This window comes from Kitasatospora sp. NPDC034533 (assembly GCF_055575155.1).
The window spans coordinates 24,183-38,418 of sequence record NZ_JBVITE010000002.1; the positions used below are offsets into that span (position 1 = coordinate 24,183).

14 protein-coding genes are annotated in these 14,236 nt (G+C 73.3%); 4 read left to right on the forward strand and 10 right to left on the reverse strand.

Annotation, left to right across the window (positions count from 1 at the left end):
• The first annotated feature begins 306 nt into the window (after positions 1-306).
• Positions 307-2,820: a PKD domain-containing protein gene (locus ACZ55U_RS01780; protein ID WP_465521336.1), complete on the forward strand. Its 2,514-nt coding sequence runs from the start codon at positions 307-309 to the stop codon at positions 2,818-2,820.
• Between the two features lie 100 nt (positions 2,821-2,920).
• Here ACZ55U_RS01780 and ACZ55U_RS01785 read toward each other — a convergent pair whose 3' ends face one another.
• Positions 2,921-3,121 (reverse strand): DUF5326 family protein, encoded by a 201-nt coding sequence (locus ACZ55U_RS01785; RefSeq protein ID WP_380701976.1) that lies wholly within the window; start codon positions 3,119-3,121, stop codon positions 2,921-2,923.
• A gap of 265 nt (positions 3,122-3,386) precedes the next feature.
• On the opposite strand from ACZ55U_RS01785, the gene ACZ55U_RS01790 reads away from it, so the two are divergent.
• On the forward strand, positions 3,387-4,661 hold the full coding sequence (locus ACZ55U_RS01790; RefSeq protein ID WP_465521338.1) for a hypothetical protein: 1,275 nt from the start codon (positions 3,387-3,389) through the stop codon (positions 4,659-4,661).
• A gap of 53 nt (positions 4,662-4,714) precedes the next feature.
• Here the strand turns inward: ACZ55U_RS01790 and tenA are convergent, their stop codons facing one another.
• Positions 4,715-5,386 (reverse strand): thiaminase II, encoded by a 672-nt coding sequence (tenA, locus tag ACZ55U_RS01795; protein ID WP_465521340.1) that lies wholly within the window; start codon positions 5,384-5,386, stop codon positions 4,715-4,717.
• A gap of 42 nt (positions 5,387-5,428) precedes the next feature.
• Complete coding sequence (locus ACZ55U_RS01800; protein ID WP_465521342.1) at positions 5,429-5,746, reverse strand: cupin domain-containing protein; 318 nt, start codon at positions 5,744-5,746, stop codon at positions 5,429-5,431.
• Positions 5,747-5,866: 120 nt separating this feature from the next.
• Here ACZ55U_RS01800 and ACZ55U_RS01805 point away from each other — a divergent pair, with 120 nt between their 5' ends.
• On the forward strand, positions 5,867-6,247 hold the full coding sequence (locus ACZ55U_RS01805) for a phage holin family protein (protein WP_465521344.1): 381 nt from the start codon (positions 5,867-5,869) through the stop codon (positions 6,245-6,247).
• A gap of 102 nt (positions 6,248-6,349) precedes the next feature.
• Here ACZ55U_RS01805 and ACZ55U_RS01810 read toward each other — a convergent pair whose 3' ends face one another.
• Together ACZ55U_RS01810 and ACZ55U_RS01815 are read right to left on the reverse strand one after the other, a co-directional pair.
• On the reverse strand, positions 6,350-6,775 hold the full coding sequence (locus tag ACZ55U_RS01810; RefSeq protein WP_380700651.1) for an SsgA family sporulation/cell division regulator: 426 nt from the start codon (positions 6,773-6,775) through the stop codon (positions 6,350-6,352).
• Positions 6,776-6,972: 197 nt separating this feature from the next.
• The gene (locus ACZ55U_RS01815) at positions 6,973-7,731 is read right to left on the reverse strand and encodes an IclR family transcriptional regulator (protein WP_465521346.1); all 759 of its coding nucleotides are present in this window, start codon (positions 7,729-7,731) and stop codon (positions 6,973-6,975) included.
• Positions 7,732-8,017: 286 nt separating this feature from the next.
• Here ACZ55U_RS01815 and ACZ55U_RS01820 point away from each other — a divergent pair, with 286 nt between their 5' ends.
• A complete protein-coding gene (locus tag ACZ55U_RS01820) occupies positions 8,018-8,560 on the forward strand; it encodes an NUDIX domain-containing protein (protein WP_465521348.1) in 543 nt (180 codons plus the stop codon).
• Here ACZ55U_RS01820 and ACZ55U_RS01825 read toward each other — a convergent pair whose 3' ends face one another.
• The 5 genes from ACZ55U_RS01825 to pdhA form a co-directional block, all read right to left on the reverse strand.
• A complete protein-coding gene (locus ACZ55U_RS01825; RefSeq protein WP_465521350.1) occupies positions 8,561-9,181 on the reverse strand; it encodes a ferredoxin reductase domain-containing protein in 621 nt (206 codons plus the stop codon).
• 9 nt (positions 9,182-9,190) lie between these two features.
• On the reverse strand, positions 9,191-10,255 hold the full coding sequence (locus ACZ55U_RS01830) for a globin domain-containing protein (RefSeq protein ID WP_465521352.1): 1,065 nt from the start codon (positions 10,253-10,255) through the stop codon (positions 9,191-9,193).
• A 285-nt stretch (positions 10,256-10,540) separates the two neighbouring features.
• Positions 10,541-11,908 carry a dihydrolipoamide acetyltransferase family protein gene (locus ACZ55U_RS01835; protein WP_465521748.1) on the reverse strand — a complete coding sequence of 456 codons (1,368 nt, stop codon included), beginning with the start codon at positions 11,906-11,908 and terminating at the stop codon, positions 10,541-10,543.
• Positions 11,909-11,913: 5 nt separating this feature from the next.
• The gene (locus tag ACZ55U_RS01840; protein ID WP_465521750.1) at positions 11,914-12,876 is read right to left on the reverse strand and encodes an alpha-ketoacid dehydrogenase subunit beta; all 963 of its coding nucleotides are present in this window, start codon (positions 12,874-12,876) and stop codon (positions 11,914-11,916) included.
• A gap of 74 nt (positions 12,877-12,950) precedes the next feature.
• Complete coding sequence (gene pdhA, locus ACZ55U_RS01845) at positions 12,951-14,093, reverse strand: pyruvate dehydrogenase (acetyl-transferring) E1 component subunit alpha (RefSeq protein WP_465521354.1); 1,143 nt, start codon at positions 14,091-14,093, stop codon at positions 12,951-12,953.
• Positions 14,094-14,236 lie beyond the last annotated feature (143 nt).

The following is a 14,236-nucleotide window of genomic DNA, read 5'->3' on the forward strand; positions in this document are numbered from 1 at the left end:
CGACGCAGCCGTCGGTCCGTCCGTCGACGGACCGGTCAGCGTCCTCTCAGCCCGGTGCTCCGAGCTCCCGCGTCGCAGGCGGTGTTGCCTGCACACGACGCCCAACACGGTAGCGAGCGGATCGCCGCAGGTCCAGGGGGCGTCAGGGGTGCGGGTGAGGGAAACCCGTGTGAGAAGTGTCCTCGCGCGCCCGCATAATGCTCACCGATGCTCCGCAGACGCTTCATCAGGGCGCGCACGATCCATTCGGCTCGGGGCGGCCCGGAGGGTCTGCGTCTTTTGATGACTCTTGGGGGGAAACGCACCGTGCGCATCCGTCATGCGGCAGGCCTGAGCGCCGCCGTGATCTCCGCGGTGGTGGGTCTGCCACTGCCCGCGGTGGCGGCCGAACCGGCCGCCGTCCTGTACGTCGAAGGCGGTATCTGCAAGAACGACGGCCCGGGCACCCAAGCCCTGCCGATCTGCACCGTCCAGGCCGCCGCCGACCGTGCCGTGCCGGGCCAGACGGTGGAGGTCTCGGCAGGGACGTACCCGGAGGACGTGACCATCCGGCGCTCCGGCGAACCCGGCAAGCCGATCACCTTCCGGAGCACTGGCCACGTCGGCATGAGGTCGACCGTTCCGGGCCGGGCGAACACCTTCCCGGTCATCGCCGGGCCGCAGCAACAGCCGGTGCGGATATCCGGCCAGCACGACATCGTGTTCTCCGGCTTCGAGGTCAGCCACTTCGAACTCGACGGCGTCAGCCGGGTCGAGCTCTCCGGCAACTGGATCGAGCCGAGGGACGACAAGTTCGCCCGGCCGGCCGTCGCCGTCACCGGTGCCAGTGACCACGTCCGGATCGAGCGCTCGGTCGTCCGCGGCACCACCGGTGGTGTGAAGGTCGGCGCGGGAATCGCCGGGACGGTGATCGCCGGGAACGACTTCATCACCACGCTCGGGCAGCCCGCCGTCGCGGTGACCGACGCTCCGGGCACGGTCATCACCCACAACACCACCAACCTGGCGCCCAGGGTGGCCATCGACCTGGCCGGCTCCTCCGACCACGCGACGATCACCAACAACGTCGTCGCCACGAGCGCCGTCCAGGTGTCCGCCGGCTCGACCGACGGCACCACCCTCGACTACAACACCGTCTGGTCCTACTCCCCCGAGCGCTACCCCAGTTACCAGTGGGCCGACATCGCCTACAAGACGGCCGAGGAACTCCAGGCCGCGACCGGCCAGGGCCGACACGACGCGAACGGCGCCGTTCCGTTCGACCTCAACTTCTCGCCCCTGTCGGTGCCCCAGTCCTCCGTGTTCAGCTGGGGGCAGGCCCGCAACGCGATCGACTCGGCCGGCCCCGAGGTGCTCGGCGTTCCGGACGTGGACCTGCTCGGCCACGGCCCGTTCGACCACCCGGACGTCCCCAACACCGGCCCGAACGGCGGTTATCGTGACCGCGGCGCGTACGAGGCCATCGGCACCTTCAGCGCCAGCCTCACGGTGACCCCGGAGAACGACTACGACCCGCTCGCCGTCGTGGTCAGGGCCAACCCCACCAGCCCGTCGCGGATCACCGGCTACTCCTACGACTTCGGCGACGGCCCGGCCACCCCGTGGGAGAACCGGTCCTCCGAGCGCCACGTGTACGCCAAGCCCGGCACCTACACGGTGCGGGTGACCATCACCGACGAGTTCGGCACCACCAGCAGCGACAGCCGGGACGTCACCGTCGACTACGCCCCCGCCGGCTACACCGCGATCACCCCGACCCGCATCATGGACACCCGCCAGGCCGGCGGCCGCTACCCGCGGCTCGGCCCCGGCGAGACGATCGACCTGGACGTCCGCAACCGCGTCTCCGACTCGGCCGGGAACCTGGTGCCGGCGGGCGCCACGGCCGTGGTGCTCAACCTGACCGCCACCCAGGGCACCTCCACCAGCCACCTGGACGTCTACCCGTCCGCCGCCGCCCGGCCGGCCACCTCGAACGTGAACTTCGGCCCCGGCCAGGACGTCGCCAACCTGGTGACGGTGCCGGTCGGCCCGGACGGCACGGTGGTGGTCCGCAACAACTCCGGCTACGTGCACGCCATCGCCGACGTGCTCGGCTACTTCACGGCCGGCAGCACCGACCGGTTCGCGTCCGTCGCCCCGGCCCGGCTGCTCGACACCCGGTCCGACAACACCCCGCTGACCTCGGGCAACGCCCGCCGGGTGAAGATCGCCGGCACCGGCGGCGTCCCCACGGGCGCGACCTCGGCGGTGCTCAACGTGACGGCCACCGAGTCCGCCTCGGCGGGCTTCGTCGCGGTCTACCCGGGCGGGACCCAGCGCCCCGCGGCCGGATCCAACCTGAACACCGTGCCGGACCGGAACGTCGCCAACCAGGTGGTGGTCCCGCTGGGCGCGGACGGCAGCGTCGAGATCTACACCAACGCCTCCCGTTCGCACCTCGTGGTCGACGTCTCCGGCTACTACGGCCCCGACGGCAAGGGCCTGTTCACCCCGGTCACGCCGACCCGCCTGCTCGACTCGCGGGAGGGCGCCCCGTTCGGTCCGTTCTCCAGCCGTACGGTCGGCGGCGTGCCCGCCCGCGCGACCGCCGCGGTGGTCAACCTGACCGCGACCGGGACGGTCGAGGCCACCCACCTGACCGCCTGGGCCACCGGGACGCCCAAGCCCGGCACCAGCAACCTGAACGCCAGCCCGGGGCTGGACGTCCCCAACCACACCACCATCCCGGTGGACGCCCAGGGCCGGTTCGACATCGCCAACAACGCCGGCACGACCCACGTCCTCGCCGACCTCTTCGGCTACTACCGCAACCAGTAGGCGGTCGACGCCCCGAGAAACGCCCGAGGCCCGGCTCCCCGTGAAAGGGGCCGGGCCTCTGGACGACGGTACGACGGTACGGCGGTACCGGGGGAGCCGGTCAGCTCTTGGCGGCCTTCTTCACCAGGATCACCACGGCGGCCGCGATGCCGACCACCACCAGCAGCTTGATCACGATCGAGAGCAGCGCGCCGACGACACCGAACACGAAGGCGACGATGTTCCAGGCCAGCACCAGGACCAGCACCGGGATGACGATGTTGCGCACCCAGGAGGGCAGCGACTTCCAGAGCTCAGCCATGTCGGTTCCTCTTCTCCCCTCGGGTCGGCCGCCGTCCGGTGCCGCATCCCGCTCGCTTTCGTACCTCGATCGTACGGTGGCGCGAGTGCCGGAACGAGGCCCGACGGCCCGGAGAGAACCCGGAGATCACCCCGATCCCGACCCCCCGGGTGACCCCCGAAGAATTCTCGGATCCCCCTGCAACCCGAGCCCGGCCCAGGCGTCCTAGAGATACCGGAGCAACCGGAACTGCCAACGCACCAACGTTACTTGGGGGGAACCAAGCATGCGTGCCCGTACCACCGCCACCCTGGCCGCCCTGACGGTCGTCACCCTGACCGGCTCGGCGCTGGCCGTCTCCCCGGCCCTCGCCGCCCCTGCGGCGCCGGCGCCGCCCGCGAAGACGGCGAGCGTCACGGCCGCCGACCTCAGCACGCCGGCCGGCTTCGTCCCGATGTCGCCGACCCGCGTCCTGGACACCCGCACCGACCTCACTCCGTACCACACGCCGCGCACTCCGCTCGGCCCCGGAGAGCGGTACCCCGCCGTGGTGCCGTGGGACACCGTCCCGGCCGAGGCGACGGCCGTGGTGGTCAACGTGACCGCGACCAACCCGACCGCCACGGGCTACCTGTCGCTCGGCTCCGTGAACGTACCCGGCTCGATCCCGTCGACCTCCAGCCTCAACTTCGGGCCCGGTCAGACGGTGTCCAACCTGGTCACGGTCGTGTTCCCGAAGCCCGAGGTCAGGAACTACGTCTCCGTCTTCAACAGCGCCGGGACGACCGACGTCGTCCTCGACGTGGTCGGCTACTACCTGCCGGGCGCGACCGCCAAGTACGCCCCGACGGCCCCGGTCCGGGTCGGCGACAGCCGGACGGACGGCACCGGCAAGTTCGGCGCCGGCACCGTCCGCTCCTACCAGGTCGCCCGACCCGAGTACGGCACCGCCGACGCCCGCGCGGTGATCCTCAACGTCACCGCCGTCAACGGCAGCACGGACAGCTTCCTGACCGCCTTCCCGAGCGGCACACCGCGCCCGGCCCAGGGTTCCAACGTCAACTTCCCGGCGGGACACACCGTCGGCAACCAGGTGGTGGTGCCGGTCGGGGCCGACGGCAAGGTCGACATCTACAACAACGCCGGCTCGGCGGACGTCATCGTCGACGTCATCGGCTCCTACGGCCCGTCCGGCAAGGGGCTGTACAGCGGGCTCAAGGCGCCGGTCCGGACCCTCGACACCCGGGTCAGCGACAGCCCGCTCCCGGCGATGGCGACCAGGGAGATCTCGACCGTGCCCGCCGACGGGCCCGTCCCGAACGTCATCGGCGTCGAGGCCAACATCACGGCCACCGACGCCGTCCACTACGGCCACCTCACGGTGTTCCCGGGCCCGGGCACCGCACCGAACACCTCCACCGTCAACCTCGAACCCGGGCGGACCGTCGCCAACTCGGTGACCACCCCGATCACCGCCGCGGGCACGTACACGGTCTACAACCACAACCCGACTCCGGTGAGCCTGATCGCCGACCTGACCGGCTACTTCGTCACCGGCTGAGCCGGCCCAGCGGCCGCGCCCTCCGGGAGCACCCGGGGGCGCGGCCAGGGGGGTCAGACCGGCCAGCGCTCGCCGCGCCAGGCGGCGTCCCAGAACATCCACTCGTAGCGCGAGGTGGTCACGAAGTGCTCGACCACCTTGCGGCGCTCCGTCGCGGAGAGCTCCTCGCCCAGCCGGTCGGTGAGCGCCAGGACCCGGCGGACCACCGCCTGGAAGGCCTCGTCGCCGTAGGTGGCGATCCACTTGGCGTACAGCGGGTCGGGTGAGCCCTGGGCGAGCAGTGCCTCGCCGACCCGGGCGTAGATCCAGTAGCAGGGCAGCACCGCGCCGACCGCCTCGGCGAAGGAGCCGCCGTAGACGGTGGCCAGCAGGTAGCTGGTGTAGGCGCGGGTGGTGGGCAGCACCGGCTCGGCGGCGGCCTCCTCGGCGCTGCCGCCGAAGGCCGTCAGGAACTCCGCGTGCATGCCCTGCTCGGCGGCCAGCGCGCCGACCGCGTCGTCGGCGAAGGCCCGGACGTCCTCCTCGCCGGGCGCCTTGGCGGCGCAGACGGCGAGCGCGCGGGCGTAGTCGCGCAGGTAGTGCGAGTCCTGGACGACGAAGTGGCGGAAGGCCTCGCGCGGCAGGGTGCCGGCGGTGAGCCCGGCCAGGAAGGGGTGGGCGAGGATCTCGGCGTACACCGGCTCGATGGCCGCCCAGAGTTCTTCGGTCAGCGTCTTGGTGCTCATGCCGCGACCCTAACCGGCTCCGCGTACGGTCCGGGCGGGCGCTCAGTCCTCCGGCGGGGAGAACACCACCAGCACCCGCAGCTCCTCGGTGACGTGGTGGAACCGGTGCGGGGTGCCCGCCGGGACGTACACCACGGTGCCGCGCCCGACCGTCGTGGTCTCGGTGCCGACGGTCAGCTCGGCCCGGCCGCTGATCACCTGGTAGAGCTCGTCCTGGTCGTGCGCGGTCTGGGTGTCGGTGTCCCCGGGGGAGAGCGCGTACAGCCCGGCGGACATCCGTGCCTCGCGCAGGAACCGCAGGTAGGCACCGTCGTTGGCCGCCCGCTCGGCGTCCAGTTCGTCCAGCCGGAAGAGCTTCACCGCCGCCGTCCTCCCTCGTCCGCGAGCGCGTTCGTCCATCCGCGCGCCCCGTGGCATTCAACACCACCCCGCCGTCCGGAGGTTCCGTCGGGACGGTGGTTGCTGCCAGTCTTGGGCGGCATGAAGGGATTCGTCATCAAGACACTGATCAACGCGGCGGCCATCTGGGTCGCCGCCTGGATCGTCAGCGGCATCCAACTCGCCCAGGGCAAGGCCGACTGGCAGCACAAGACACTGACGGTGCTCGGCGTGGCCGTCGTCTTCGGCGTGGTGAACTGGCTGATCAAGCCGGTGGTCAAGCTGTTCTCGTTCCCGCTGTTCATCCTCACGCTGGGCCTGATCACCTTCGTGATCAACGCCCTGATGCTGATGCTCACCTCCTGGGCCTCCGGGAAGCTGAGCCTGGACTTCCACGTGACCAACTTCTGGTCCGCACTGGTCGGTTCACTGATCATCAGCTTGGTCGCCTGGGGCCTGCACGTGGCCCTGGACGACGACTGAGCGGCGCCGTGCGGGCAACCGAAAGGGGCCCGTGCCCGGGTGTCTCCCCGGGTGCGGGCCCCTTCGTCGTTCCTGTGCGGAGGCCGGCCGCCCCCCGAACCTTCAACCCGCGTTCTCGCGCCCCTTGAGGATGCTCGCGAGCTGGGCGTCGATGTCCCGCCCGGCGAACTCCTCGCCCATCGGCACCAGCCGGTCGGTGCGCGACAGGAACGCGATCAGCGGCGCGGACGAGGCCCTCAGCACGGCGTCGCCGTCCGGGGAGCGCAGCACGATGCGGACCTCCGAGAGCTCGTCACCGACCGGGCGGATGTGCACGTCGCCCTCGCCCGCCGGTCCGCTGATCCCGTCGAGCAGCAGCTCCCGCGCGAAGTACCAGGTGACCGGGGCGTCGCCGGGCAGGTGGAAGGTGAGCCGGACGGCGTACGGGTCGTCGGCCTCGTACGCCAGGTCCACCAGGAGGCGGAAGGAGAGCTCGTGCGAGACCACGAGGTTCATCACCAGGTGACCCTGGACTGTGCTGTGCTGCATGGCGCCAGTACCTCTCGTTCTGCCCGCGCCGTCGGTGTGCTGGCCCGATGGCGGCCGGACATGTTTTCGACGGTTTCTGTGACGGTTTATGCAACCAATCCACGTTCGATCACCATCGTCCACGTTTGGGGATGTAGTGGACAAGGTGTGCTTTTTCAAATGGTGAACGAGCCGGACTAGGTCTAGACCAAGTGGATTCAGAGGATGAACGACGGACTCATCGCCCCGACCTCGCACCGCAGTTGGCGTGCGGCCGAGGGCAGCCGGTCCACCTGCTCGACCGGCAGCGAGAGGGCCATGGTGGCGACCACCGGGCCTATGGTGATCGGGACCGCCGCGCAGACCGTCCCGAGAGCGTACTCCTGACGCTCCAGCACGGGCATGGTCGGCCGCAGCGCGGCGAGCCGTCGCAGCACCGCGCCCTCCCCGGTGAGGGTGGCCGGCGTGAGCCCGGTCGGGGGGTGGCGGGCGAGGTGGTCGCGGCGCGCGTCCTCGGGGAGCTGGCCCAGCAGGCACTGGCCGATGGCGTGGGCGTGGGCGGTGGCCCGGAAGTCGGCCCAGGGCTCCACGGCGGGACGGTCCGGGCCCTCGACCACGTCCACCAGGTGGACCTCGCCGTCCTGGTAGAGCGCGAAGTAGACCGCGGCGCCGAGGTCGTCCCGTAAGGACTGCATCCGGGTCCGCAGGTCGGGCCGGCCGGACCGGGCGCGCGCGGCGGCTATGCCGTCGAGCGCGTCCCCGTGGAAGAACCGCCCCTCGGACCGCCGCAGGTAGCCCTCGTGGGCCAGGGTGCGCAGCAGGTGGTAGGCGGTGCCGAGGGGCAGCTCGGCGGCGCGGGCCAGCTGCTTGGCGGTCGCGCCGTGCCCGAAGCCCCCGACGGCTTCCAGCAGCCGCAGCGCCCGCTGGACGGAACCGATCAGGGTGGGCCCCCGCTCCGCGGCCTTCTGCCGCGGCACGGCCGACCCGGAATCCTCTGCGATGTCGAACGGCTGTGCGATCCGATCCATGCCACCCAACCCCCAGCCCGAGTCCCTCGCGCAGGTGCCAAGAAGGGCCATGCGGAGCAGAGCCCTCCGATTTTGCCCGATAGTCGCCCATTGCAGCACAGCGGGCCCCCGAACGGACGCACCCGACCGGGTCGGCGTTTCGACCCGGTCGGGTGAGTTTCGACCCGTTGCCCGGGTTTCGCCCCCTTCCTCGCGCGGCAGACTCCCGCACAACGCGCCAGCCCCGGAGGTGGCCATGGGTCCCGAGAACCGCACTCCGCCACTGCGCCCGGTGGTGAAGCGCACCGCGCGGGCCATCCTGCTGGAGCTGGACCCGGACGACCCGAACGGCCCGGCCTCGATCGTGCTGATCCGGCGGGTCCGGCCGGGCTCGCCGCACCCGTACTGGATCACCCCCGGCGGCGGGGTCGAGCGCGAGGACCGGACGGTGGTCGACGCGCTGCACCGCGAGGTGGACGAGGAACTCGGCGGCAAGGTCGTGGACGTGGTGCCCGCGTTCGTCGACACCGTCAGCCACACGCACCACGACGACGGGACGCCGCTGCATCCGCACGGGGTCAAGGTGCAGCACTTCTTCGTCTGCCGGCTCGCCTCGATGGACCTCAGCCGACGGCACGGGCCCGAGGTGACGGAGCCCAACGGCGAGTACGAGGTGGTCCGGCTGCCGTTCACCCGCGAGGGCGTCACCTCGGTCAACGTGGTCCCGCCCCGGCTGCGGGCGTACCTGGCGGCCAACATCGAGGGCATCCGCGCGCTCCTCGCACCCGACCTCGGGTGATCACCCCGAGGCCAGGTCGCCGACCAGGTCGTGCCGGATCCGCTCGGCCGCGACCCCGGCGCGCAGCAGCGCCCCGACGCCTCGGCGCACCATCGCGGGCGGTCCGCTGAGCACCGCCTCGCGGCCCGCCCACGGGCCGAACCGGCCCACCACTTCGGGCAGTTCACCGGTCAGCGCGCCGCCGTCCAGCAGGCCGCCGGCCGACGTGAAACCGACCGGACCGCCACCCGCCGGACCGCCCCCGGAAACCACCGGGCGGACCGTCAACCACCGGTTGCGGCGCGCCAGTTCGCGCAGCCCGTCCAGCTCGTACAGCTCGTCGGCCCGGCGGGCCCCGTAGAACACCTCGACCCGGCGGCCGGGCGCGCCGTGCGCGGCGGCCTCCTCGACCAGGGCGCGGACCGGCGCGATGCCGGTGCCGCCGCCGAGGCAGAGCAGGTCGAGGCCGGCCGCGTGGTCGACGGTCATCGAGCCGGCCGCCGGGCCCAGCCGCAGCACGTCCCCGGGCGCGGCCCGGTGGACCAGCGCGTTGCTCACCCAGCCCGCCGGGACGGCCTTGACGTGGAAGACCAGCAGCCCGTCCGGGCGGGGCGCGGCGGCGAACGAGTAGTGCCGCCACACCCGCGGCCACTAGGGCGTCTCCAGCGCGGTGTACTGCCCGGCCCGGAACGGGTACGCCTGGTCCGGCCGGACGGTGATCACCGCGACGTCCCGGGTGCGGCGCTCGTGCCGGACGATCTCGCCCTGCCACCAGGCCGGCGAGGTGCGGGCGTCCTCCTCGGCGGCCTCGATCATGCCCGAGGCGACCATCCGGTAGGCGCGGCGCCAGGCCCGCTCGGCCTCGGCGTCCCAGCGGCTGCCCGCGTACCGGGCCAGCGTCTGCGCCAGGCACTCCTCCACCGCGACGTAGTGGGCGGCCAGCGTGCCGTGCCGGCGGTGGCCGCGGCCGAGCCCGGCCAGGGTGGCGCGCAGGGCCGCGGGCCGGTCGATCTCGTGCACCACGGTCAGCACGGTGCGGAACAGCCGGTCGCGGTGGACGTCCATGGCCGCGGGGAAGAACGAGCGGAGCTCGGGGTGGCGCAGGAAGAGCAGCGCGTAGAAGTGCGCGGTGGCCCGGTCGGCGACCGGCACGAGGGCGGCGAGGCCGGCCCGGACCAGCTCGACCTCCCGGGCGGTGAGCGGCGGCTCCCCGCCGGGCCCACCGACTCCGGCGGCCGGCAGCGCGGCCGGGGAAGGACCGGCGGGAGCCCCCGTGCCCCAGACGGCGCTCCACCGGTCGCCCGGGCCGGCCCGGTTGAGGCCGGGGGCGTCGACGTACAGCGGACGGAAGTCGGGCGCGGGGACGGCTCCGCTCGCCGGAGAGGGCCCCGTCGCCGGAACGGCCCCGGGAGCCGGGCCGGTCGGCGGAACCAGGCCGGTCGGCGGAACCGGCGCGGGGACGGTCCCGGGCACCGGCGCGGGAACGGTCGGCGGAACCGGGCCGGTCGACGGAACCGGCGCGGCGATGCTCCCCGGCACCGGCGCGGGGACGGTCGGCGGGTGCGCCGGCCGGGCCGGAACCACCGGCCGGACGGGCTCCAGCACCGCCATCGGCGGCAGCACCGCCGTCGGATCCTCCGCCGACAGGCCCGGGACGGAGGCGGCCCCCGCCGCACCGCGCCGGCTGCGGACCAGCACCGTCGTACGGGACTTCACGGCCACGTTCCGACCCGCCGCATCTCGACCCGCCACATCTCGCATACTCAAGGGAATCGTTTCGCCTCCGGCCGACCCTGCCCCCGGCTCGTCCCGACCGGGGCCAAGGCAGCGTGGCACGCCCGGAGCGCCCCTCGGAGGAATCGCGCGAAGCCCGGACAACCGGGCCCGGAACGCGCTACTCTCCCCGGCCGCCGTCGCCCTGGGTGTGCGTACGGACACCCAGGGCGACGCATCCGCCGCGACGCACCCTCCGCGTCGGACGGCCCCGTCGGACGGCCGCGATCAGAGCTGCCGCAGCAGCATCCCCGGCTGCTCCACGCAGTCCGCGACGAACCGCAGGAAGCCCCCGGCGGTGCCGCCGTCGCAGACCCGGTGGTCGAAGGTGAACGACAGCTGCGTCACCTCGCGGACCGCCAACTGCCCATCGTGGACCCACGGTTTGGCGACGATCTGGCCGACCCCGAGCATCGCCGCCTCCGGGTGGTTGAGGATCGGGGTGGAGCCGTCCACGCCGAACACCCCGTAGTTGTTCAACGTGAAGGTGCCGCCGGTTAGTTCGGCCGGGGTGAGCGCGCCGCTGCGGGCCGCCTCGGTCAACCGGGCCAGCTCCTCCCCGAGTTGCTCGGTGCTGCGGTGCTGCGCGTCCCGCACCACCGGCACGACCAGCCCTCGCTCGCCCTGCGCGGCGAAGCCGAGGTGCACGGCCTGGTGCCGGACGATGCCCGAACCGTCCTCGGTCACCGAGGAGTTGAGCTCCGGGAAGCGCGCCAGTGCGACGGTGCAGATCCGCGCCAGCAGCGCCAGCACGCTCACCTTCGGGCCCGGCGTGGCGTTCAACTGCCGCCGCAGCGCCATGAGTTCGGTGGCGTCGGCGTCCACCCAGCAGGTCGCCGCGGGGATCTCCCGGTGGCTGCGGCTGAGCTTCTCCGCCACCGCCCTGCGCAGCCCGCGCAACGGGACGACGCCGTCCGGCGCGGTGCCGGCAGCGGTGCCGGCGGCGGTGACAGCGGCAGCCGCCGGAGCGGCCACCCTGGCGGCGACCGCCCGTTCGACGTCCGCACGCATGATCAGCCCGTCCGGCCCGCTCCCGGTGAGGCCGGCCAGGTCGACGCCCTGCTCCCGGGCCAGCCGCCGCACCAGCGGCGAGATCACCGGCACCACCGCCGGAACCGCCGGAACCGTGGGAGCCGTGGGAACCGAAGCGGCCGGAACGGCCGGAGCAGCCGGAGCCACGGAAGCGCCAAGGGCAACCGAAGCCACCGGAGTCGCCCCCGAAGCGCCCGCCCCGACCCGGCGACGCCGTCCGCCCCCGCCCGGCTCGACCACCCCGAACCCGACCAGCGGCCGCTCCACCTCCTCGCCCCCGGCAGCGGCCGGAGCCGCACCGGCGGCCCCCGGCCCGGCCGCCGCCACCGCCACCGTCACCAGCGGCGCGCCGACCGCGACCTCCTCCCCCACCTCGCCGTACCGCGCCGTGACCACCCCGCCGTACGGGCAGGGCACCTCCACCACGGCCTTGGCCGTCTCCACCTCCACCACCGGCTGGTCGACCGCGATCACCTCGCCGACCTCGACCATCCAGCGCACCACCTCCGCCCCGGTGAGCCCCTCACCGAGGTCGGGCAGCCGGAACTCCCGCACGACGGGCATCATCCTCAGTCCTCCCACTGGAGCCGGGCGACCGCGTCCAGGATGCGGTCCACCCCGGGCAGGTGGTGGTGCTCCAGCATCGGCGGCGGGTACGGGATGTCGAAGCCGGTGACCCGCAGCACGGGTGCGGCCAGGTGGTGGAAGCAGCGTTCGGTGACCCGGGCGGCGATCTCCGCGCCGGTGCCGCCGAAGCCGCTCGCCTCGTGCACCACCACGGCCCGGCCCAGCGAGCGGACCACCCGGCAGACCGTCTCGTCGTCGAACGGCACCAGGGTGCGCAGGTCCAGCACCGCGAGGTCCCAGCCCTCGGCCTGCGCCGCCTCGGCCGCCGCCAGGCAGACCGGCAGCGAGGGGCCGTAGGTGATCAGCACCGCGGAGGTGCCGGTGCGCCGCAGCACCGCCCGGCCGATCGGCTCGACCGGCGCCGCCGGGTCGAGGTCGGCCTTGCCCCAGTAGAGCCGCTTGGGCTCCAGGAAGACCACCGGGTCGTCGGAGGCGATCGAGGCGCGCAGCAGCCCGTACGCGTCGGCGACCGTCGCCGGGGTGACCACGTGCAGACCGGGGGTGCTCGTGTAGTACGCCTCGGAGGCGTCGCTGTGGTGCTCGACGCCGCCGATGCCGCCGCCGTACGGGATGCGGACGGTGATGGGCAGCGGGAGCCGCCCGGCCGTGCGGTTGCGCATCTTGGCGACGTGCGAGAACAGTTGCTCCAGCGCCGGGTAGGCGAAGGCGTCGAACTGCATCTCGACCACCGGGCGCAGCCCGTACATCGCCATGCCGATCGCGGTGCCGAGGATGCCGGCCTCGGCCAGCGGGGTGTCCAGGCAGCGCTCCGGGCCGAACTCGGCGGTGAGCCCGTCGGTGATCCGGAAGACGCCGCCGAGCGCGCCGACGTCCTCGCCGAGCACGTGCACCGACGGGTCCTCGCGCATGGCGTCGCGCAGCGCGGAGTTGAGCGCCTGGGCCATGCTCGACGGACGGGCGCCGGAGGGGTGCCGCTCAGCGACCGGGCCGAGGGCGGCGGTGGGCGACGGGTGGGAGCTCATCGCTGCGCCACCTCCGCCTCGGCGGCCAGCTCGGCGGCCAACTGGGCGGCCTGCTCCCGCAGTTGAGGGGTCGGCTCGGCGAAGACGTGGGCGAACAGCGCCATCGGGTCGAGGTCCGGGTCGGTGTGGAACTCGGCCCGCATCCGGGCCGCCAGCGCCTCCGCCTCGTCCGCCGCCTCCTGCACCAGGGCGTCGTCCAGCACCCCGAGTCCGCGCAGCGCGCGCTCCATCAGCAGGATCGGGTCGTGCTCCCGCCAGGCGGCCACCTCGGGCTCGGTGCGGTAGCGGGTGGCGTCGTCGGCGTTGGTGTGCGCCTCGATCCGGTAGGTCAGTGCCTCGACCAGGGTCGGCCCCCCGCCGGTCCGGGCCCGCTCGACCGCCTCGGACAGCACCGCGTGCACGGCGGGCGCGTCGTTGCCGTCGACCAGTCGGCCCGGCATGCCGTAGCCGACGGCCTTGTGGGCCAGGGTGGGCGCGGCGGACTGCGCGCTGAGCGGGACGGAGATGGCGTAGCCGTTGTTCTGCACCAGGAAGACGACCGGGGCGCCCAGCACGGCCGCGAAGTTCAGCGCCTCGTGGAAGTCGCCCTCGCTGGTGCCGCCGTCGCCGAGCATCGCCAGTGCGACCACCGGCTCGCCGCGCAGCCGGGCGGCGTGCGCCAGCCCGACGGCGTGCGGGGCCTGGGTGGCGAGCGGGGTGCAGAGCGGCGCGGTGCGGCTGGCCACCGGGTCGTAGCCGGTGTGGGCGCTGCCGCGCAGCAGGGTCAGCGCCTCCAGGGGGTCGACGCCCCGGGAGACCACGGCGAGGGTGTCGCGGTAGCTGGGGAAGAGCCAGTCCCGTTCGCCGAGCGCCAGCGCGGCGGCGACCTGGCAGGCCTCCTGGCCGGTGGACGCCGGGTAGACGGCGAGCCGGCCCTGCTTGGTGAGGGTGGTGGCCTGCTGGTTGTACCGGCGGCCGACGACCAGGCGGCGGTAGAGCTCGCGCAGCAGCGCCGGGTCGTACTTCTCCAGTGCGGGGGTGCCGAGCAACCGGACGGGGGAGGGGTCCGGGAGGAGCGGGGCCGGATCGGTGCGCGGGGAGGTGGCGCCGGGCAGCCATCCGGGCACCGGTGTGCGGTGTCTGTGGTCGAGAACGGTCATCTCGGGGCACCTCCTGGGGTGGCGGGGGCTCCCTACCGATTGTTCGGTCGTCTGTTCATCTTGACCAGAAGCGTGACAAGGTGGTGGACATTCGGCCCGTTCGGCGGTCGACTGGTGGCAGTGCGTCCAATCGGGGAGGGTGG

What these genes read in the sequence shown, in the direction of transcription:
- pdhA (WP_465521354.1), bottom strand. Translation starts at nt 14,093, where the DNA reads ATGACCGTTCTCGACCACAGACACCGCACACCGGTGCCCGGATGGCTG.
- ACZ55U_RS01785 (WP_380701976.1), bottom strand. Translation starts at nt 3,121, where the DNA reads ATGGCTGAGCTCTGGAAGTCGCTGCCCTCCTGGGTGCGCAACATCGTC.
- ACZ55U_RS01810 (WP_380700651.1), bottom strand. Translation starts at nt 6,775, where the DNA reads ATGCAGCACAGCACAGTCCAGGGTCACCTGGTGATGAACCTCGTGGTC.
- ACZ55U_RS01820 (WP_465521348.1), top strand. Translation starts at nt 8,018, where the DNA reads ATGGGTCCCGAGAACCGCACTCCGCCACTGCGCCCGGTGGTGAAGCGC.
- tenA (WP_465521340.1), bottom strand. Translation starts at nt 5,386, where the DNA reads ATGAGCACCAAGACGCTGACCGAAGAACTCTGGGCGGCCATCGAGCCG.
- ACZ55U_RS01790 (WP_465521338.1), top strand. Translation starts at nt 3,387, where the DNA reads ATGCGTGCCCGTACCACCGCCACCCTGGCCGCCCTGACGGTCGTCACC.
- ACZ55U_RS01840 (WP_465521750.1), bottom strand. Translation starts at nt 12,876, where the DNA reads ATGGCCCAGGCGCTCAACTCCGCGCTGCGCGACGCCATGCGCGAGGAC.
- ACZ55U_RS01805 (WP_465521344.1), top strand. Translation starts at nt 5,867, where the DNA reads ATGAAGGGATTCGTCATCAAGACACTGATCAACGCGGCGGCCATCTGG.
- ACZ55U_RS01835 (WP_465521748.1), bottom strand. Translation starts at nt 11,908, where the DNA reads ATGCCCGTCGTGCGGGAGTTCCGGCTGCCCGACCTCGGTGAGGGGCTC.